17 protein-coding genes and 1 pseudogene are annotated in these 20,971 nt (G+C 37.1%); 6 read left to right on the forward strand and 12 right to left on the reverse strand.

Annotated features, from left to right (window positions below):
• Positions 1–41: 41 nt before the first annotated feature.
• The 4 genes from J0M37_00895 to J0M37_00910 form a co-directional block, all read right to left on the reverse strand.
• On the reverse strand, positions 42–1,775 hold the full coding sequence (locus tag J0M37_00895; protein ID MBN8583622.1) for a PQQ-binding-like beta-propeller repeat protein: 1,734 nt from the start codon (positions 1,773–1,775) through the stop codon (positions 42–44).
• Positions 1,776–1,897: 122 nt separating this feature from the next.
• The gene (locus J0M37_00900; GenBank protein ID MBN8583623.1) at positions 1,898–3,877 is read right to left on the reverse strand and encodes a T9SS type A sorting domain-containing protein; all 1,980 of its coding nucleotides are present in this window, start codon (positions 3,875–3,877) and stop codon (positions 1,898–1,900) included.
• Between the two features lie 137 nt (positions 3,878–4,014).
• Entirely contained in the window at positions 4,015–5,130 is a 1,116-nt protein-coding gene (locus tag J0M37_00905; GenBank protein MBN8583624.1) for a metallophosphoesterase, read from the reverse strand.
• 118 nt (positions 5,131–5,248) lie between these two features.
• Positions 5,249–6,607, reverse strand: a complete 1,359-nt coding sequence (locus J0M37_00910; protein MBN8583625.1) for a T9SS type A sorting domain-containing protein — start codon at positions 6,605–6,607, stop codon at positions 5,249–5,251.
• Between the two features lie 166 nt (positions 6,608–6,773).
• Between J0M37_00910 and J0M37_00915 the strand changes: the two genes are divergently transcribed.
• Complete coding sequence (locus J0M37_00915) at positions 6,774–7,364, forward strand: redoxin domain-containing protein (protein MBN8583626.1); 591 nt, start codon at positions 6,774–6,776, stop codon at positions 7,362–7,364.
• 14 nt (positions 7,365–7,378) lie between these two features.
• Positions 7,379–7,864 (forward strand): TlpA family protein disulfide reductase, encoded by a 486-nt coding sequence (locus J0M37_00920; protein ID MBN8583627.1) that lies wholly within the window; start codon positions 7,379–7,381, stop codon positions 7,862–7,864.
• Positions 7,865–7,923: 59 nt separating this feature from the next.
• Here the strand turns inward: J0M37_00920 and J0M37_00925 are convergent, their stop codons facing one another.
• On the reverse strand, positions 7,924–8,361 hold the full coding sequence (locus tag J0M37_00925; protein ID MBN8583628.1) for a response regulator: 438 nt from the start codon (positions 8,359–8,361) through the stop codon (positions 7,924–7,926).
• Between the two features lie 85 nt (positions 8,362–8,446).
• Positions 8,447–13,813 carry a PAS domain S-box protein gene (locus J0M37_00930; GenBank protein ID MBN8583629.1) on the reverse strand — a complete coding sequence of 1,789 codons (5,367 nt, stop codon included), beginning with the start codon at positions 13,811–13,813 and terminating at the stop codon, positions 8,447–8,449.
• Positions 13,814–14,072: 259 nt separating this feature from the next.
• Here J0M37_00930 and J0M37_00935 point away from each other — a divergent pair, with 259 nt between their 5' ends.
• Complete coding sequence (locus J0M37_00935) at positions 14,073–15,197, forward strand: glycosyltransferase family 4 protein (GenBank protein MBN8583630.1); 1,125 nt, start codon at positions 14,073–14,075, stop codon at positions 15,195–15,197.
• Position 15,198: 1 nt separating this feature from the next.
• Positions 15,199–15,672: an NUDIX domain-containing protein gene (locus J0M37_00940; GenBank protein MBN8583631.1), complete on the forward strand. Its 474-nt coding sequence runs from the start codon at positions 15,199–15,201 to the stop codon at positions 15,670–15,672.
• Positions 15,673–15,697: 25 nt separating this feature from the next.
• Here the strand turns inward: J0M37_00940 and J0M37_00945 are convergent, their stop codons facing one another.
• Together J0M37_00945 and J0M37_00950 are read right to left on the reverse strand one after the other, a co-directional pair.
• Complete coding sequence (locus J0M37_00945; GenBank protein ID MBN8583632.1) at positions 15,698–16,222, reverse strand: GNAT family N-acetyltransferase; 525 nt, start codon at positions 16,220–16,222, stop codon at positions 15,698–15,700.
• Between the two features lie 5 nt (positions 16,223–16,227).
• Positions 16,228–16,692 (reverse strand): GNAT family N-acetyltransferase, encoded by a 465-nt coding sequence (locus tag J0M37_00950; GenBank protein ID MBN8583633.1) that lies wholly within the window; start codon positions 16,690–16,692, stop codon positions 16,228–16,230.
• A 163-nt stretch (positions 16,693–16,855) separates the two neighbouring features.
• Here J0M37_00950 and J0M37_00955 point away from each other — a divergent pair, with 163 nt between their 5' ends.
• Positions 16,856–17,410, forward strand: a complete 555-nt coding sequence (locus J0M37_00955; protein ID MBN8583634.1) for a YqgE/AlgH family protein — start codon at positions 16,856–16,858, stop codon at positions 17,408–17,410.
• Positions 17,411–17,431: 21 nt separating this feature from the next.
• Positions 17,432–17,893: a hypothetical protein gene (locus J0M37_00960; protein ID MBN8583635.1), complete on the forward strand. Its 462-nt coding sequence runs from the start codon at positions 17,432–17,434 to the stop codon at positions 17,891–17,893.
• Here the strand turns inward: J0M37_00960 and J0M37_00965 are convergent.
• The 4 genes and pseudogenes from J0M37_00965 to J0M37_00980 form a co-directional block, all read right to left on the reverse strand.
• Positions 17,890–19,038 (reverse strand): annotated as a pseudogene (locus tag J0M37_00965) (metallophosphoesterase). The gene J0M37_00960 and the pseudogene J0M37_00965 overlap by 4 nt on opposite strands.
• A 98-nt stretch (positions 19,039–19,136) precedes the next feature.
• Complete coding sequence (locus J0M37_00970) at positions 19,137–19,550, reverse strand: PaaI family thioesterase (protein ID MBN8583636.1); 414 nt, start codon at positions 19,548–19,550, stop codon at positions 19,137–19,139.
• An 86-nt stretch (positions 19,551–19,636) separates the two neighbouring features.
• Positions 19,637–20,548 (reverse strand): branched-chain amino acid ABC transporter permease, encoded by a 912-nt coding sequence (locus J0M37_00975; protein ID MBN8583637.1) that lies wholly within the window; start codon positions 20,546–20,548, stop codon positions 19,637–19,639.
• Between the two features lie 40 nt (positions 20,549–20,588).
• Positions 20,589–20,948 (reverse strand): four helix bundle protein, encoded by a 360-nt coding sequence (locus J0M37_00980; protein ID MBN8583638.1) that lies wholly within the window; start codon positions 20,946–20,948, stop codon positions 20,589–20,591.
• Between the last annotated feature and the right edge of the window lie 23 nt (positions 20,949–20,971).

A 20,971-nucleotide genomic window follows, 5' to 3' on the forward strand; every position in this document is an offset into this window, starting at 1 on the left:
ATTTAATCCCGCGCTGCGGGACAGCCATAAAGTGACTGCCGTCACTTTATCAGCAGCATCTTTTTGGTTTCTTTATAACTGCCTGAAGTTAAAGTGTAAAAATATACTCCGCTTGAAAATGCAGAAGCATCCCAACGGGCTTCATAGTAACCGGGCTGTATTTCTTTATCAATAAGTGTTTCTACTTTTTTTCCTGAAATATCATAAATGGTTAAGCTTACATTTCCAGGTTCTGCTATCTGAAATCCGAAGTTAGTTACAGGGTTAAATGGGTTAGGATAATTCTGGCTAAGTGAAAATTCTGAGGGTACCCCATTTCCTGTTTGCTGAACACTCATCCATGGAATAACAGTAATGTAACATGTCCTCACCAGAGTATCTGTCCCAAATGAATTTGAAGCGATTAACGTAACCGGATAAGTGCCTTGCAGTGTATAGCGAACATTGGCAGGATTCTGGCTTGTGGAAACAGGAGTATTAGAACCGGGCATAAGCCATAACCAGCTGGTTGGATTAAACGAGGATTGATCGAAAAACGATACGGTATCAATGGTGAGAAAATAATTCTTATCGGCTTTAAAATCCGCAACAGGTTTTATGCTGTAATTTGTTTTATAGGCTTTAATTTCCGCACCGCTGCCGGCAGCGATAAATATTCCGTTTTGTCCCAGATTAGAGCCGCTGTAATAATTGTAAGGCACATTAAGTGTCCATTTAACGGTTTGGAGGTTCGGTGTGAATGCAACATATCTGCCGTTGCCTGTTTCACCGGTGCATACAATAATTGTTGAATCAGCACCGCAGGACATATATGCAAGCGGGGTACGCACCTGAGCGGAATCAAGTATGTTCCCGTTAGCAGGATCAAGCCTGTAAATATTGCTGTTTGCAAACTGAGAAGGATCGTTAATACTTGATGCATATATTGAGCCATCTTTGCCAACACCTTTTACAACATATCCGGGAGTACGGCTCCAAAGCTGAACGAATGAAGTACCATTATCCTGAAAAGCATATAATGCTCCTCCGTCACGGCAAATATAAATTGTGCCGTTTGGTCCAATACATAGATCATTTTCCTGGTCACCATCACCCGGCAGATCTGCGCTAGTATAACGTGTACTGCCTGTGTTCACATCAATAGCTATTAGCTTCTTAGGTGTGACAATTGAACCGGTCCAGTGATAATAAGTATTTCCGTAAATACAGTAACCGCCGTCAGGTGATACGGGGATGATGTAATTATTCGACCATTTTACCGTACCTGTATTTTTATTAATCCTTCTTCCCTTATCTATCGGGTCACCGTCACATGCAAAAAGCAGGCCAGTATTACCCGGGAACATATCGGACGTTATTGACCATTTTACTGATCCATCTGAAATATTGAGCGCATAAAGGATCCCTGTATTATAATCATGGGCATAAACTGCATCTTCGGTGAATCCAACCGCATACATACGCGAAGATGAATTTATCATCTTTTCCCATATCAATGCTCCTGAATTGATATTCCTTAATTCAATTTTACCTGTATAGGGTGAAAGCACTATTCGTGATGTAACGAACTTATCACCGTAAGTATAAATTGAATTTCCCCATGCGGTTGAATTGATGCTGTTAACAGTCCATAGCGGACTTGTTACACCTGAGGGTCCGGTAATTTCGCTCAAACCGTTTCGCTGTAAATTGCCGCCGGTTGTGCTCCAGTTTTGTGAAAATAATGCAGAGGTAAGGAAAAATAATGCTGAAAAAACTATTATCAGAGTTTTCATGTTAAAGAAGTTTAGATATTCAATAATATCAATGTTTTTGGAATATTTCTATAATAATATTAGTATATAAAAAAGCCTGTATAAATACAGGCTTTAAAAAGATTATCCAAATTTACAGTAATTTACTTCACCAATATCATTTTTTTCACATCTGTAAAATTACCTGATGTAATTCTGTAGAAATAAATTCCGCTGGTATAATTTGCGGCATTCCATTCAATATTATGGTTTCCGGCTGCCAGGTTTTTATTTATAATTTCATCAACAAGCTTGCCGTTAATATCATAAACTGCTAAAACTACATTCCCGCCTTCAGGAAGCCTGAAGCTGATATTTGTAGAAGGATTGAACGGATTTGGATAATTTTGGAGCAATGAATATTTATCAGGTATCTCATTGGTATTATTTGAAATTCCAACAAATCCCATATTGATATTGATAAATCTTTCATGAACAGGTGTTCCGTTCGGTCCGTTACCCAGTACTCTTATATTATAATTTCCGCTTGGAACTCCGCCGGAAGATTTGATCCTGAGCCTTAATGAATCAGGGAAGGTTGTTAAACGGTTCTGAAGTGTATTTGTGGTTTTATTCAGAAAGTCCAGTGTAATAGTACCTGTTCCCGGGGGATTTGTAACAGTAGCAGAAAATAATACTGTATCGCTGTAAAGCTTTACAGCTGGTACTCCGGTATATACAAATGCACTGTCATTTATACCGTTCATTCCAAAAGCATTTGGCTGAACTCTCATTGCAAAATCAGGAAAGTATGAACCCATGTTCAAAGCTGTTCCGTTCCTGTGATCACCCCATACACTGAAAGCTACTTTGGGATTATTTGCCATCATTGTTGTATAATCACCCCTGTAACATCCGGGTGAACAAGGCGGATTTGGAAATATAAATGACTGGTTGGTTAATCTCTGGTTTGCTGCAAAAGTTTGTCCGCCATCTGTTGTATATGTAGCGTAAATATCAGTTGTAAAATTTGTTGGATTTGCACGGTCATCATACCAGTGTATATATAATTTACCGGTTGTTCTTTCGCACCAAATTTCCGGGAACCACTGATCACTTGCTGTAGGATTAGCATTATCATTTACTCTTACCCTTGCGCTCCATGTTAAGCCCTGGTCTGTTGAATAACGCAGCCAGATATCAGGTTTATTGCCAGAACCCGGCGGATCATTTGAGGCATTAATAAAATATAATCTTCCTCTGTAAGGACCGTTGCTGTTATCCATCGCAATTTTTGGATGCGGAGCAGTTCTAGCATTGTTAATTGTATTTCTGCCGCCGGCATATGTTCCTACAAATCCAGACCAGCCTGACTGGCTGGACATTAATGTAAAGTTCGCACCTCCGTTAGTGGAACGGTAAAAATTATATACTCTTGTACCTGAGGCATCTGAACCTGTATTAGTTACATATATTACACATCCGCCGTTGGTTGAACCATCTGGTCCCACTGCTATATAGCAGCCGGGAAGTGAATTGCTTGGTGTAAATGTTGTAGTCCATGTTAAGCCTGCATCAGTACTTCTTCCGAAGTTTCCCGGTGTCATTGCTGCATACACATAGTTTGCATACGGTCCTGTTCCTGTATATTCAGCAGAAACATGGTTTCTGTCATTGCCGCTTACAGAAAGTATCGGTGCGCTCCAGGTTTGGCCGTTATTTGTTGAGCGGTAAATATACTGTCCTGTAACACCTGAAGCATATATCAAAACACCGCTGCCGGTATGCGCCGCCCATGGGTCACAGCACGTACCTGCCGGATATGTTGGGTTTGAAAGATACCAGTTTAAGCCGCCGTTGGTAGTACCTCTGAAATTCTGTGGACTTGCATTGGCACCAAAGAAAAACCATAACGGGTTCAGCGGGTTAGAAGAACCGTATTGCTCATAGTTATCAATACCAACATCAAAATTATCAAAATCGCTGATCGTTACTATATTAGGTGTCGGGTTTTGGTTGTGCCTGAAATGGGAAAATGATTCTCTTGTAGGCTGCTCAATATTGGGATTATTATCATCAAAATTATGCCCGGGTATATGCGCCTGGAGAAGTAAAACTCCGCAGGTAATTAGAAATAATATCAAAATCAAATTACCGGCTCTTGTAGAAAAACGGTTAACATTCTTCATTTGCGATAAATTTATTTGTGGAATATCTGAATATAACTGAAAATTTTTAAATCAATAATGCTAAATTATATTAATCCAATACCTTGATACAGTTACTTAATTAATACCATTTTTTTTGAAATTTTACCGTTTACTGCAGTTAATTCATAATAATAAATTCCGCTGGCATACGTAGAGGCATCCCACTGTATTTCATATTTGCCCGGTTTTAAATGATCATTTAATAAAGTTTCTGCTAATCTTCCTGAAACATCAAATATTTTAACCGTCGTTAATCCGTTTTTCGTTATATTAAAATTAATATTTGTTACCGGATTAAACGGGTTAGGATAATTTTGATATAATATAAAATCCTTTGTTATTTCATTTTGCGGGTTAATTCCAATCGGGGTCAGAATGATAGTAGTATCATCCTTTAAAGAATCTGGGTATGCAATAAATTTTATGTTAAGGCTATCTGTATAAGATGTAATGAACATTGCCCCGTAGTTTCCTGTGAACCTGAACCTGCTTTCTGGTACCACAGTTGCAAATTCCCGCCAGTCTTTTCCGCCGAGTCCGTTAACATAATACGTTAATCCTGTGCTGTCAACAAGCCTTTCGTAATTATGTTCATGTCCGCAAAATACTACAGTTGCGCCCCATTGTTTAAACGGCCACCGCATATCAAGGTTATTACCATGCTGCCCGGATGAATATGTCGGATGGTGAAAGTAAACAATTTTAAACCTGGCAACTGATTGCGTTAGTTTGTTCATTAACCAAAAGGCCTGCGGTGAGCTTGAAGTTATTCCATCAGGTTCATTAATATCACTGTTTATTACAAAGAAGTGAATGTTACCTTTTACAAAATCATAATATCTCTCATTACCGGGAAGCTGAAAATAATTAATGTAAGGCCTTGCAGAATCTGTTAACCAGTCATGGTTACCCATTGCCGGAAAAAATTTATTGAACGGTGCTCCTGTTCCGAAGTTTCCCGTATAAGGGAATATATAATCATGGTAAAACTGACCAATATTTGAATCAATTGTCGAATCAGCTCCGTATTCATAATTATTATCACCAAGTGTGATTATGAAATCGGGATTCATATCATGGATCATTTGTGAAACAAGCACTTCACCCGCGGTGTACCATCTACCATAGTCACCAATTGCAGCAAACTTTACAATATGCTGTGAATAAATATCATTTAGAGCAAGCAATAATACAAATATTAGTAGACAACAGTATTTCAGCATATTCTAATATAATAATAACAGATTAAATGTAATATAACCAATAAAAAAAGCCCGGCATAGCCGGGCTTTAAATTCAATTAAGTTATTTTATCAGCACCATTTTCCTGGTTTCTGAAAAATCTGATGAAATAAGCTTATAAAAATATACTCCGCTCGAATAATTTGCAGCATCAAAGTTTACTTCGTAGTTACCAGCTGAAATTTCACCGTTAATTATTGTTTCAACCAATGCTCCGCGGGAATTATAAATGGAAACATTTACAAATCCGTTTTGGGGAACACTGAATTTGAATTTAGTAAGCGGGTTAAATGGATTAGGGTAGTTTTGTTCTAATGAGTATTCAGAAGGAATTACTGTTCCGAGCTGATTTATTCCAGTATTGATCTTCCATGCAGCAATATTATTAACTGAAACTCCGCCGGCTTGAGTGAATGTTCCGCCGGTAATAATATCGTTAAGATAGCTGTTTATAGTTTTTACCCTTGGAGTTGGACCATTAATACCTGAACCAAGCGGACTCCAGTTTGTACCATTATATACAGCTATTCTTGAAGCCGGCTGAAGATCGGCAAAATCAAAAGTACCTCCGGCAAATAATGCTGAACCTAATGAATGCAGAGCATAAACTCCGTTGCTGAATCCAAATCCAACATTAGACCAGCTGGTTCCGTTCCATCTTGCGATCCTGTTAGTAGCAGAACCGCCGATAGTAGTGAATGTCCCGCCGGCATATAATGAGCTGTTATAAACCCTGAAACAATAAACTCCTCCGTCATCCATTCCAACTCCTAAAGTTGCCCAGCGTGAGCCATTCCACCTGGCTACTTTTTTAGCCTCTACAGAATCAGCTACATTAAAATTACCCCCTGCATACAACAAAGAGTTGTAAAATGCCAAAGCGTTTACATTGGCATCAAATCCCCAACCCATTGTTTGCCACGTTACATTATACCGGGCAATTCTTTGAGTGTTCAGAGAATTTACAGAAGTAAAGCTGCCGCCTGCAACCAGGAAGCTTCCCTGTACTGCTAAAGCATAAACATCGCCGTTGAACAAACCACCGGTAGAGCTCCACGAAGAACCATTCCACACAGCAATTTTATTACAGCTTACACCTCCTGCTGTAGTAAATTTACCGCCTGCAACAAGCATTCCGTTGTAAATTGTCAGTGCGAATATTGTATCATTGGTTCCTAAACCCAGTGGCAGCCATGTTGTTCCGTTCCATCTTGCGATATTGTTCACAAGCTGCCCGCCTGCTGTAGAAAAGAATCCGGCTGCAACAATTTCAGAATTGTAGTTTATTAAGGCATTCACAGAACCCGAAGCTCCGGTTCCCATATTAACCCATACCTGTGAATATGTGATTGTACAACTGGTAAAAACAATAAGGAAAACTGATAAAAAACTTTTAAAATTCAATACTGTAGATTTTTTCATTATTGCTATCCCCCGTTAAAGTGATTTTTCAAAATTAACAAGAAATATTTGAAATAATACAGTATAAATTTTTAGTACTATATAAAAATTGAAACTTTAATAGGCTGTTTTTCTTTATAAATATTAATAACTTTATAAATAATTTAATAAAAATACAGGAGATAAAATGTCAAAAAAGTTAATTTTAAGCTTATTTTTAGCGTTTTTTGCACTAACTGTTGATTTGCTTTCTTTAACTAAAGGTCCGGGGGATAAAATTGATAATTTTAATATCACAAGTATAGATGGAAATTCTTACAGCCTCAATGATGCTCTCAAATCCTCTGATAAAGGATTAATTGTCATCTTCTGGTCAACAGAGTGCCCATGGGTACAGCCCTATAACGACAGGATCAATGATTATGTAAAAGATTACAATGAAAAAGGATTTACAGTTTGGGTAATAAACTCAAACAATACTGAAAGCAAAGATGCAGTTATTGAGCACACCAAAAAGAACAGTTATTTTTTCCCGATGCTGAAGGATGAAAATAACGTAGTTGCGGATCTTTTCGGGGCTACAAGAACTCCAGAAGCTTTTGTTCTCAGCAAAGAAAACGTGATATTGTATCACGGAAGAATTTCCGATAACAGGACAGCTGCTGAACAAACAACACATGATCTTAAAAATGCAGCAGATGAAATTGCAGCAGGAAAAGATGTTTCGGTAAAAGAAACAAAATCTTTTGGCTGCGGAATTAAAAGAGTTGAAAAATAAATTATAAAAACCAAATGAAAACTATTGCGGGAATTATTGCTTTATTATTTTTCACATTAACATTACAGTCACAGGAAGTTAAGACAATTACTTCTACTGATGAGTATAAAGAGCTGCTTGATAATTCTAAAGGGAAAGTTGTGCTTGTAAATTTCTGGGCAACATGGTGCCCGCCCTGTGTAAAGGAATTCCCCGAGCTTGTTAAGCTGTACAACGATTATAAAAGCAAAGATTTTGTTCTGTTATTCATTTCTCTGGATGATAAATCAGAATATGATTCCAAACTGCTTCCATTCCTGAAAAAACAAGGCGTAGATTTTACATCTTATTTTGGGAATTTCAGCAATCCCGAAACAATTATGAACTATGTGGATAAATCCTGGCAGGGAGAAATACCTTTTACAGGAATATACAATAAAGATGGAATTCTTTCTAAAACTTTGATGGGTAACAAAACCTACGAACAGTTTGAAACAGAGATCAAAAAGTATATGGATTAATTAATCAGGCATTAACAAAAAAGCCCGTTCATTTAACTGAACGGGCTTTTTTTATACTTTTAGCCGGGCAGTTTTGCCATCTGGAACCAAAAATCCTCGATAATTTTTACTGCCTGTGTGTATTCATCAAAATCAACAGGCTTGGTAACATAACAGTTAGCACTGAGATCATAAGATTTTGTTATATGATCTTCTGAACTTGAGCTGCTTAACATTATTACAGGGATCTTTTTAAGCTCAGGGTCTTTTTTAATAGTATCAAGAACTTCAAACCCGTTCTTTTTGGGAAGGTTAATATCCAGCAGGATTATATCAGGTTTTATCCTGTCTGCGTATTTCCCCTTTGCATATAAATAATTCAATGCATCTTCACCGTCCCTGGCAACAGAAAAGTTCTTGTCAACCTTGCTTTCGCTGAACGCCTCTTTTATAAGACGCACATCACCTTCATTATCTTCTACAAGCAAAACCTGCAGACTTTTAGGAATATAATCCATTATTAAATTATGTTATCGTTATATATTCAAAAATACCAAATTAATAAATCAACAACAAGGTGAGAGTTTCATAAAATTAAACCGGTTATTCATTATCAGGAATAGTAAAAGTAAAAGTTGAACCTTTTCCGGGTTCAGATTCTACCCATAAATGTCCGCCTAATTTTTCTATTATCTTTTTACAAATTGCCAGCCCAATACCTGTTCCGGGATATTCAGAACTGTTATGCAGCCTCTGGAATATGATGAATATTTTATCACTGAACTCCTTATCAATTCCAATTCCGTTATCAGAAACAGTAAACAACCATTCATCACCGGCATGTTTTGCAGAAATATTTACTATCGGCTTAGTATCCGGTTTTCTGAATTTAATCGCATTGCTGATAAGGTTCTGGAATAACTGGTTCAGCTGCATCTGGTTTGCCCTTACTGTAGGCAGGTTCTCATAATTAACCGTTGCCCCTGTTTCAGCGATTGATGCTGCAAGATTTTTCAGGTTTTGTTCAACTATTCTATTGCAGTCAACATCTTCCAGCGGAGCCTCTTTTGTATTCACCCTGGAATAAGCAAGAAGGTCGTTTATCAGAGTTTTCATTCTGACAACGCCATCAACAGCGTAATTTATGAATTCATCTGCTTCTGCGCTGATGTTGCCTTTATATCTTCTCTGAAGCAGCTGTATATAGCTCGCAACCATCCTTAATGGTTCCTGCAGATCGTGTGAAGCTACATAAGCGAACTGTTCCAGTTCTTTATTTGAAGATGAAAGTTTTTCTGCCAGCTGTTTAAGCTTGCCTTCGGTAGTTTTATGTTCAGTAATATTTATCAATACACCAGCCATATGAGAGTCGCCATTGTTACGCACTTTAATCATATGATCTTCTACCCAAATGTATGTGCCGTCAGCCCTTCTTACCCTGAATTCCAGGTTAAGCACACCGGGTGATCCGGCCTTATGCCATTCTTTGGTCTTTTCCTCGATTGAAAGCCAGTCTCCTGGATGTGTAATGGTTTTAAAGAATTGCCTGTCACTGAACAAATCTGCACTGTAGCCAAGCATTTCACTCACATTTTCAGACATGAACTCCTTACCGCCGCCGGTTTCATATAATACAACATCCTGCAGGTTTTTAAGCAGTGTTGCAAGCCTGAACTGGGTTTTACTAAGTTCTTCCTGGGCTTTTTTGGATTCAGTTATATCGCGCTGTGAACCCCAAATGCGGATCAATGCATCATTTTCAACGATACCAACAAGATTGTTCATTAAGATCTTTCTGTTACCGTTTTTATCCATTTCGATTGATTCAATATTATCGATCTTATATCCGCCCATTATACTTTTTCTTATATAATCAATATTTTTAGGCTCAGATTCGATCAACAATTCTCCAATCCTTGCACCGGCAATATCTGCTGCGGATTCATAACCATACATTTTTGCGAATACATCATTACATTCTGCAAGATATCCGTATCTGAATACATTTTTAACCTGTTCATCAATCGGCAGCTTTGTGGAAATTGGTTCAAGGAACTCAAATCTCCAGATACCTTCAGTACTTTGTTTAACAAAAGCCCTGTATCTTTCTTCACTGTTCCTTAACGCTTTTTCAGTTTCTTTACGTTCAGTAATATCGCTGTAAATTCCGTAAACACCAATTTGGTTCTCTTCCAAAGTAATAGGATATGCAAGTACTGATACATCCACTGTACTTCCGTTTTTCCTCTTTCTTTCAGTTTCCCTGTGAATAATTTCTCCCTTAAGCACAAATAATGTCATTTGGGTTGCCTGCTCAAGCATGCTTTCAGGCACAATTATATCATTAAGGGTTTTTCCTTTAATTTCATCAGCGCTGAACTGGAACATACGCTCAAACCCTTTATTAGCGTTGAGTATCCTGTCTTGATTATCCAAAACCACAATACCTTCCGGCGAGTTTTCAAACAGCTGCTGGAAATATGATTTTTGCAGCAGTATTTCCTGCTCAGCTTTCTTTCTTTCAGTGATATCCCTGTAATTAAGAACAATTGCACCGATGGAAGGATCATTTATCAGATTATGAGCAGTTGCTTCATGCCAAGCTGAAAGTCCGCTGCTGTTTTTTAACCTGAACTGAACGTTGTTTACAATTTTACCTTCCTCAGATAACGTTTCTTTAAAAAGCTTTTCAGCGATTGGCCTGTCTTCATCATTGATAAATTCATATATATTTCTGCCGATATAATCTTCCAGGTCATATCCCAATAATTTTGTGACAGAAGGACTTGTGTAGATTATTTTTCCTTCCTGGTCAACAAGAGAAATAAGATCTGTAATATTTTCTATAAGAGCTTTAAATCTCTTATCTTTTTCAGTAAGTTCAACTTCGGCTTTTTTACGTTCTGTTATATCAATGCAGATCTGGTTTATTGCAACAGGAGTATTAAAATGGTCAAATTCCGCATACAGATATGTATCAAGCCAAATTACCGATTTATTCCTGTTTATTATCCTGTATTCAATATGCTGCGTGCCGCTGTATTTATCAGCAGCCCATTCTTTATAAAAGTTAAATACTTTTTCCCTGTCATCCGCATGTATCATTTCTACTAATTGGCTGTCACTAAGGTTATTATACTCTTCCATAGAGTAACCTGACTGCCTGATAAACTCACTGTTCACAAAATCATACGCCCCTGAATTCAGTAATACCCTTGTTACTGCAACCGGCGCATTTGCCGCAAGGTTTTTGTATTTATTTTCATTTTCTATGATCTTTTCCTGGGCTTTTTTCTGCTCAGTTATATCTATACATATCTGGTTTATGGAAACAACATTTCCATTTTCATCAAAATCTGCAAATAAGAATGTATCTACCCAAATTAATTCACCCAGGCGGTTAAAAGTCCGGTAATCAATATGCTGTGTATCTTTGTATCCGGAATTTCTCCAGTTATTGAAAAATTCTCTGACTCTTTCATGGTCTTCCGGAAATGCCATGGCTTTCAACTGTTCAGGTCCAAGAGCATTATACTCTTCCATTGTATACCCGGTCTGACGGGTAAATTCATCATTGACATATTCATATTTCAGAGTATCGGCAGATATTCTTGTTACAGCAATAGGCGCGTTAGCTGCAAGGTTTTTATATTTCTTTTCACTTTCAAGTATTGTGAGCTCAGCTTTTTTGCGTTCAGTTATATCAATACATATTTCATTCATCATAACAGCTCTGCCTGCATCATCAAAATCAGCATAAATAAATGTATCAAGCCATATTAGCTCTTTTTTAAGGTTGAAGATCCGGTAATCAAAATGCAGCATTCCTTTAAAGCCGTTTTTCTTCCAAAGGTCATAATTATCCTGAACTTTTTTTCTGTCTTCAACATAAATTATATTCGTCTTTTCAGCCCTTGAAAGATGGCTGTATTCTTCAACCGAGCATCCCATTTGCCGCGCAAATTCATCGTTGGCATACTCAAAATCATTTGTAGTCATAGAAAATCTTGCAACGGATACAGGTGCATTTTGTGCAAGATTTCTGTATTTCTTTTCACTTTCAAGCAGAGCTATCTGAAATTCCTTGTTAGGAGTAATATCTCTGCAAATAATGAACAATTCTTTCGGAATACCGTTAATATCTGAAATTAACCTTGTACTTTCATTTACCCAAATAACAGTTCCGTCTTTGCGAAGTTTTCTGAACTCAAGTTTTGCGCTTTCAAGTTTTTTAGAAAAAATTTCACTAATTCTGTCAATAACCAAGTCCCTGTCATCCGGGTGAACTACTTTCCATACTTCATTGCCAATAAGTTCATCTATCTCATATCCAAGATATTCAGCGCCAAACCTGTTAACTGACTTCACTTTACCTGTTGGAGATATTGAAAAATACATATCCGGGGCGCTGTCATACAGGTCCTGGAATCTTTTTTCACTTTGCTTTACGGCCTCTTCTGCTTTTTTTCTTTCAGTTATATCACTTGCAATACCAATATGCGCAACTGTTTTACCGGCATCGTTTTTCAGTATTGAAGTAGAAAGATAAACCGGGAACTCTTTGCCATCTTTAGTCCGGTTTATTAATTCACCCTGCCACCCGCCATTTGCGGTTTGTTTTATTATTTCATTATTTATATCAGGCGGATTGTGAACACTTCTTATAAATGTTATCGGTTTTCCAAGTGCTTCATCTTTGGTGTAGCCATAAACTCTTTCGAAAGCATCATTCACAAAAATAATCTTGCCGTCAAGATCCGTAATACTTACACATTCAGATATGCCTTTTACAGCCATAGCAAGCATATCAATTTTTTCCTGAGCCAGCTTGCGTTCTCTGATATCTCTTACGAATAACTGAACAACTTCTTCATCAAACAGCCTGATAAGCCGCATACTTATCTCAACATCTACAAATGCGCCGTCTTTGCATTTATACTGCGTTTCAAACTGGTAATTCCCTTTTTCTTTCAATGAAGAATAGATCATAAAGGTGTTATCAATGATATTTTCATTTATAAGCTCTGAAAATCTCATTTTTGAAAGCTCTTCTTTGGTGTAACCAAGAAGCTTACTTGCCTGGTTATTTACGGAAATTATCCTTCCGTTGAGTGATTGAACAAAAATAGCATCCGTCGCGTAATCAAACAGGTTACGGAACTTTGTTTCGCTTTCTTTAAGCGCATTTTCGGCAACTTTTCTTTCGGTAATATCCTGAATAATAAGGACAGCGCCGGTTATTCTGCCTTTATCATCCCTTAATGGAGAGGAGCTGTGATCAATTGATACTTCCCTGCCATCCCTTGCAATCAGTACAGTATGGTTACTTCTGCCTATTACAATGTTTTCCTGCAATACCCTTTCTATCGGATTTTGCACAGGTTCTCTGGTTTCTTCATCCAGCAGTATGAGCAGTTCGTATATTCTTTTTCCTGCAACTTCATTTAAAGACCAGCCGGTTAGCATTTCAGCAACCGGATTAAGGAATTTAATAAAACCATATTCATCTGTAACAATAACCGCATCACCAACACTTTTTAATATTGCACTCAGCCAGCGTTCGTTTTCTTTCAGCTTGGTTTCCATTTGGTGCTTATAAAGCGCCATTTCTATGCTTGAACGCAGGTACCTTTCTTCAAACGGTTTTAAAATGTAACCTAAGGGTTCTGTCATTTTAGCGCGCTTTAAAGTGCGGTCATCTTCATATGCTGTTAAATAAACAATAGGGATATTATATTTTTTTCTTATTTCTGCGGCTGTTTCAATTCCGTCAATATCACCCTTCAAAACAATATCCATCAATACAAGGTCAGGGCGCAGTTCCTCAGCTCTGAGGATCGCCTCTTTTCCTGTAAAGACAACATCAGGTACTATATACCCAAGACCTTCAAGACAATTCTTAATATCCTGGGCAATAATACCTTCATCTTCAACAACCATTATACGCGGGGTACCATTAAGGTTTGTCAATTGAAAACCCTCTTTTCGACATATTTATTTTTCAATATTACGTATATTTATTTGAACCATTGAAATTTGGTTCCTATATTATCTGCTCTCTTTCTGCTATTTTACCCTACTTGTTATAATGAACCTTATAAAATTTTAAATTTCGAGCAATAAGTTAACATTTATACGGTATAGCTTCAATACCGCCTAAACGTTACTTAAAAAGATTTATTTTAATATACTTTACCTTCTCCATATTTGCTGTTAAATTTGTAACAATATGCTGAAAAATAACAATAATTTTAACATTTTAATGTCTTGCGGCTCATATTCCTGGGGTGGTCTTGAAATGATAACGCTTGAAACAGCAAAACATTTAAGAGAAAATGGGTTAAATGTTAAAATATTATGTTCAAAAAGCTCAAAACTTGAAGATGAAGCCCAAAAAAGCTCTTTTGCAACTATTTCAGTTTTTGGTAAAAACAAACAGATACCTTCTTCTATAATAGAACTGAAAAAGATTTTAAAAAATTCAGAAATTAACGTAATACATTCACACCATTCCCATGACCTGTGGGTATTGACTCCTGCATTAAATTTTTCAGGCAGCATGGCAAAACTTTTTTTAACGAAGCATATGGCAAGCGGTATCAAAAAAAATGATATGTTCCACCGTTACCTATATAAAAGAATTAACAAAGTGTTTGCAATTTCAAGTTACATAAAAACGAGCCTCTTGAATACCACCCCTTTGAATAGCGAAAAAATTATGTTGTTGCCCGTTGGAATTGATTTGCAGAGGTTTGACCGGAAAAAATATGATACTATGCATCTGAAAAAATTTTTAAACATACCAAATGATAAAATTATAATAGGTATTGCCGGCAGAATGACCCCCGGAAAAGGCCATGAAGAATTTCTGGAAGCTGCAGGAATACTAAACAAAGAATTTCCGGGCATGCTTTATTTCCTGGTAATAGGTAATGCAAGTTATGGAGAAGAAAAATATGAGGAAGGAATTCTAAAATTATCAGAGAGCCTTGGATTGGATAATATCAAATTTACCGGGTACACTCCTGAGCCGGAAAAATTAATGTCGGTACTTGATATTCTTTCATTCCCTTCTCATGATGAATCTTTTGGAAGAGTTTTGCTTGAAGCAATGGCGCTGGAGATCCCTACAGCCGCCAGCGGATTTGCGGGAGTACTTGATATAACAGTTGAAAATGAAACTGGTCTTCTATTTGAACCAAAGAACTCAAAAAGCCAGGCTGAAGCCCTGGCGAAACTGATCACGAACGAAGAGATAAGAAAGAAATTTGCGGTTAACGGCAAAAAACGGGCGGCAGAAATATTCAGTTTTGATATAATGATAGAAAGCTTAATTAAACAATATAAAATGTAATATGGGTAAAAAAAGGATCAGTGCAGGTTTACTAATGTACAGAATTAAAAACGGGGTACCCGAAGTATTTCTCGCACATCCGGGCGGACCGTATTTCCACAAAAAAGATGAAGGACACTGGAGTATACCAAAAGGCGAACCTGAAATTGAAGAAGATATTCTAGTTACTGCGATGCGTGAATTTAAAGAAGAAACAGGAATTAATCCTGTCGGAAATCTCATTCCCCTGGGTTCAATAATGCAAAAAGGCGGCAAAGAAGTGTTTGCATGGGGTTTTGAAAGCGATCTCCCGCCGAATTACGTTCATGAATGTAATTTTTTTGAAGAGGAATGGCCGCCCAATTCCGGTGAATACAGGGAATTTCCGGAAGTAGATAAAGTTTCTTTCTTTACGATCGAAGAGGCAAAACAAAAGATAAAAGCAGCGCAAATTCCGCTTATTGACAGGCTCCTTGAGGAAATTAAACGAAATTAAGAGGGCGGTGATTTCCAATCATCTATTAATTATTCCACTCATCTCTTAATAGTGAATATAAATAGCCATCCCAATACTCATCATTATATTTTGTACACTTTCTTTTTAAACCTTCTTTTTTGAATCCAAGCTTTTCGTAACATTTTATCGCCGGTAAATTAAATGAATATACATTCAATTCGAGCCGTGTAATTCCAATTTCATTAAAAGCTAAACGAATTGTATATGAAATAAGCTTATTGGCTATGCCTTGTGAGCGGAATGCTTTATCTGTAAAGATCCTGCATAAGCTTGCTGTTTCATTATTTCTTGAAATTGCCCCAAGTTCACACATTCCCGCAATGTTACCTTTGCTGTCAACTGCTTTAAAGATCATCCTGTTCGGTTCAGGTTCTTTGGTTGCTGCAAAATATACTTTTAGCTGCTCAAGAGTTAACGGAAAGTCAAATACCGGACCGCACCACTCAAGCATTGTTTTTTCATCTTCTGCCCATGAAATTAGTTTTTCAAGGTCACTTTCCAATAACGGTACAATTTTTATTTCTTCCATATTTATTACCTGTTAAGCCATTTTGTCATAATATTTCTATTATGAGCAATAAATCCTTTTTTGCTGTAGAGTTTTTGAGCTGTTTGATTTAAATGTTCAACTTCAAGCCTAAGTGCTTTATATCCTTTGCCTGCTGCATAATTCAAAGCGAAATCAACTGCCTTAGCTCCAATACCCTTTCCGCGAAAAGCCTCTTCTATATATAGTTCATCTATGAATGCTGTTTCACCTTTGAACTCAATGCTAAAAAATGCTGTTATTGATATATATCCTGCCAGATTATCATTATAATATATCAGGAACACAGCTCCGAATCTGTCATTATTAACTAATTCTTTAAGTGCATTCGATACATCGGTTTCAACAAATTCCGTGTTTTCAGTCGCATATAATTTCCCGATCATTTCCGTAATTTTTGGTATATCTTCCGGGTTTGCTGAGCGAAAATCAATATTTAATTTTTGAGGCAAATGATCTGTTATTTTTTATTGTGTTTTGAACTTCAGGCTCATAATTTCAATAACAAAAGTGGATATAATTTACAATACATTCAATTTCAGAATTTATACCAAATAAATCCGGTTATTTAATATTCACAGATTTCATATTATATTGTAAAACATTAACAGAGAAATGACAATAAATCCTGAAAAAGGCAAAATACTGATATCCGAACCCTTTTTAAATGACCCCAATTTCAAAAGGACAATAATATTGTTAACTGAGCATGGAGATGATGGTTCAGTTGGATTTGTGATGAATAAACCCACAGATTACAGAATTCATGAAGTCATTGAAGATTTCCCCGTATTTGATTCAGTTGTTTATTATGGCGGACCTGTTCAATTAAACACCCTTCAGTTCATTTACAGGGGAGAAAATGTAATTGAAGGCTCAATTGAAATCTCTCCCGGACTTTATTGGGGAGGAAGCTTTGATATACTCAAAGCCTTAATAACATCAAATGCTGTTGATGCTTCTGATTTCAGGTTCTTCCTGGGATATTCCGGCTGGATCGAAGGACAAATTGAAGATGAATTAAAACTGAATTCATGGATAGTGGCAGATACAACAATTGAAAATATTTTTTCTGATGAACCGGATAAATTATGGCGTGAAACTCTAAAAGGTATGGGTAAAAAATTCGCAATTCTTGCAAGCTTCCCTGAAAACCCCAGTGTAAATTAAATATAAACTATCATTACATAAATGTACACTACATTACTATCGCTTCATTCAGTATTCCGCTGGCTTATTGTTATTGGTGTAATTTATACTTTATACCGTGCATATACAGGCTTAGCAGCCAATAAAACATTTACATCTGCTGATGCAAATACAAGGAAGTATACAGTAATAGCTGCTCATATACAACTTCTTTTGGGTTTGGCATTATATTTTTTAAGCCCGATGGTTCAATATTTCATGAGCAATTTCAGCGCAGCCGTAAAAATTAAAGAAATGCGGTTTTACGGAATGGAACATTCGATAGTGATGTTTCTTGCAATAGTTTTTATAACTATTGGCTCAGCAGTTTCAAAGAAAAAGGATACTGACCTGGCAAAATTCAAAGCCCTGGCAATATGGTTTACTATTGCGCTGATCCTGCTGCTGTTAATGGTTCCCTGGCCAATTTCACCTTTTTCAATGAGGCCCTGGTTCAGATTTTAAGGGATAAAACTCAGATTTATCACAACTATCTCCGGTCTGTTTCCGGTCCTTATCGGCGGACCCCATGTGCCTAAGCCGCAGCTTACGTAGAAATGAGTACTTCCTTTTTGTTTATATCCCATACTTACTTCGTAAATCTTTTTAGTGATAAAATTGAAAGGCCATAACTGCCCGTGGTGTGTATGCCCGCTTAGCTGAAGATCTATACCGTTTTTTTCAGCTTCTTCAAGGCGTACAGGCTGGTGGTCCATTAATATTACAGGCAAGGTTCTGTCAACTCCTTCAAGAAGCTGGTTCAGCGGCTTGCGGATTATTCCCGCAAATCCTTTGGAAGCACGGTCTTCCCTGCCAACCACGTAAAAAGAATCAGCAATTTTAACAGTATTATCCCGCAATTCTGTAATTCCGTGCTCTGTTAAATATTTTATTGAAGGCTCAACACCTCCAATATATTCATGATTACCGGTTACAGCAAATATTCCGTATTTCGCTCTCAATGCCCGCAGATCCTCACCGCAATTTTGTTTAATAACAGATTCAATATCCTCATCAACAACATCTCCCGGTAATAGTATTAAATCAGGTGATTGTGAGTTAATAATATCAACATATTTTCTGAGCCGCTTCCTGTTTATTATTGTTCAAAGGTGAATATCTGAAGCTGCAACTACCCTGAGTGATTTAAGTACTCCGGCTTTTTTATTGATCTTTATATTTAGTTTTTTTATTAAGGGACTTGCTGCATTCAAATATCCCGATATTACTATAAGTATTACAACAGTATTCACCCCAATAAAAAAGTACAAATTGTATTCCGGTGAAATGAAAGAAGCTGGCAATATGCCGAAAATAAAATTTAGTAACCGCAGCAAATCTGCTGCTAGAACAAACAACAGATAATAAACCATTGCCCCCAGCCAGAAGGAACCTATCCACACAAAAAAAGCAGAAACTGAATTCAGGAATTTCCTTTCAAGAAACCTGCCGATAATATAAGCCAGGTACAAAAACAGAAAAATTAGAGAATAAACTGACCTGAAATTTTCAGGAAGGGCATGTAAACCGGTAATGTAAATGTAATAATTGACCAGCGTATAAACGCTTAGAACTATTGTGATAAATACAGCAAATTGAGATTTTTTCAAGAAAAATAATGTAGTTGGTATTAGTTAAGACGGAAGATTAAACTTTTTATTTTACGAAATTCATTCATCCGATGACTCTAATTCATCGGATGAATTTCTCATAAATTCAGAATAATATAATTTACCTGTGCAACAGCAACATGGGTATTATTAATGTCATACAGATCTACAGCTACAGGGGCAAGAGTTCTGCCGTGTTTGATAACTTTCGCAATTGCCCGCACATCTGTTCTGCATGCTGCCAGAAAGCGTATATTCATATCTGTCGTTGTGATCTTTGCATCTGCACCGGTAAGTGTAAGAAGCGCGAACGCGCTGATGGAATCAGCTACTGTCATTAGTAAACCGCCGTGAAATGACTCGTATATTCCATCGTACTGTTTTTGATGTTTTACAATGGCTTCACAGATACCGTTATCCATTTCAAAAAACTCAAAGCCCAGTGTATCAACAATCGGAATTTTTTTTATGCGGGCAAGCACATCCTGCCTTATTATTTTTTCTGTCTTCACAATTTTTCATAAAAAAAGAGTGATTATCTCACTCTGAACTTAATCACCGGACAACTTGGGGTCATCCGGTGATCTATGAATAATACTTAAACTTTTTCAATTTCTTTTTTACCTAAAATACCTGTTGGCTTAAAGAGCAGAATTAGTATCAGTATACCAAACGCAATTGCATCGCGGTAAGTAGGCGAAATGTAACCGGTAACGAATGTTTCAAGCAGTCCTATTATCATACCGCCAAGCGCTGCGCCGGGTATATTGCCAATTCCGCCAAGTACAGCCGCAACAAATGCTTTTAATCCGGGCAGAATGCCCATAAGCGGATCTATACTTGGATAATTTAAACCATACAGGATACCGGCAGCGCCTGCAAGCGATGAACCAATTATAAACGTGAAGCTGATAACTGCATTAATATTAATTCCCATTAAGCTTGCAGCAGTTGGATTATATGAAACTGCCCGCATAGCTGTTCCGATCTTGGTTTTCATTACAATAAGCCTTAAGCCAACCATCAGCAAGCCTGCTGTAACAAGAACAACCACCGGGTTTGAGCCGATAACTGCACCGGAAAGATTTATCAGAGGTTTATTTTCCAGAAGTGAAGGGAATGATTTCGGATCTGCGCCGAAAACAAGCTGACCGCCGTATTCAAGAAAAAGCGAAACACCAATAGCGGTTATTAGAATAGTAAGCTTTGGTGATTTCCTGAGCGGTTTATAAACAAGCTTTTCTACTGAAAAGCCAAGAGCACCGGTAATTATCATAGCGCCAAGCATGATAAGTATAGCCATTCCGATAGAAGCAGCCCCTGAAACTGATGCGAATGCGAAAACAATTCCCAGGTAATACCCCGAAAACGCTCCTATCATAAATACATCACCGTGCGCAAAATTTATAAATCTCAGGATACCGTATATCATTGTATATCCAAGCGCAATAAGAGCATAAATGCTCCCAAGTGATAGCCCGTTAAAAACCTGCTGTATGAATTCAGTCATTTTAAAAAGTGAAATATTGAAATATCGAAATAGTGACTAATCATTTTCTGTTTGATTTTGCTGTTTTTCTTGATACAGCCATGATCTTTGTTAATTCTATTGTTTCATTGTACAAAGGAAGTAATTTCTTTTCAGAGACAATTTCGGATTCCATCAATAATTCCATCCAAAATGCTGATTCATCAGCTTCTTCTACAACTATAGATAATTTAGAATAAAACTCGGCACTAGACCTCCCGCGTGTCGCAGCTCTAAAGTTAGCTCCCACAGAACATCCCGATCTTAACAACTGTTTTCCAATTACTCTGGCTTCATCTGACTTAGGAAGTGATTGGAATAATTTTATTATCCTTAAAGCATATCTTTTCGTTCTATCTCTCAATTCATCATTGAATCCCATTGCAATAACCTTTCTATATTTTT

The sequence above is a fragment of the Ignavibacteria bacterium genome, from assembly GCA_017303675.1.
Classification (GTDB): Bacteria; Bacteroidota; Ignavibacteria; order Tepidaquicellales; family OLB5; genus OLB5.